The organism is Microtetraspora sp. NBRC 16547 (genome assembly GCF_030268965.1).
Taxonomy (GTDB): Bacteria; Actinomycetota; Actinomycetes; order Streptosporangiales; family Streptosporangiaceae; genus Microtetraspora.
Map to the genome: position 1 here is coordinate 1 of NZ_BSSE01000086.1, position 633 is coordinate 633.

The window sequence follows — 633 nt, forward strand, 5'->3', positions numbered from 1 at the left end:
CGGTGGTCTTCGACTCCGGTTATGGCGATTGCACCGCTTTCCGGCTGGGATTGGAGGACCGCGACCTGTCTTACGTGGCGGCCGTCTCCGATGATCTGTCGGCCTATCCCGGAGACGCGGTGCCTGAGCTGGCAGAATACAGCGGCCAGGGGCGCCGGCCGAAACCGCGCTATCCAGGCAAACCGTCGAATCTGCGAAATCTCGCATTGGCGGCGGGGCGGGCGAATCTGCGGCGGGTGACCTGGCGGCAGGGCGCCAAGAAGACCAGCGGCAATCCGGGCGCGAAAATGCGATCACGCTTCATGGCTCTATCGATTCTCTTGGCCAACAAAGACATTGCCCGCAACCCCGACGGCAGCCTGCCTGCGCGTCTGCTGCTGGTGGAATGGCCAGCAGGCGAATCCGAACCCACCGGTTACTGGATCACCAATCTCCCCGCCGCGACTCCGCTGCGCGAACTCGTCCGGCTCGCCAAGATCCGATGGAGGATCGAGCATGACTACCGGGAGCTCAACACCGGCCTTGGTCTCAAGCACTTTGAGGGGCGGAGCTTCTTCGGCTGGCACCGCCACGTCACCCTGGCCGCGGTAGCGCAGGCATTCTGTACCGAACTGCGGCTAGACCCAAAAGCCC

General features: G+C 64.1%; 1 protein-coding gene. It reads left to right on the top strand.

Going from position 1 to position 633, the window contains the following annotated elements; all coding sequences use genetic code 11:
- On the top strand, window positions 1-633 hold a 633-nt coding region (locus QSK17_RS35725), incomplete at both ends, for an IS701 family transposase (RefSeq protein ID WP_285711126.1).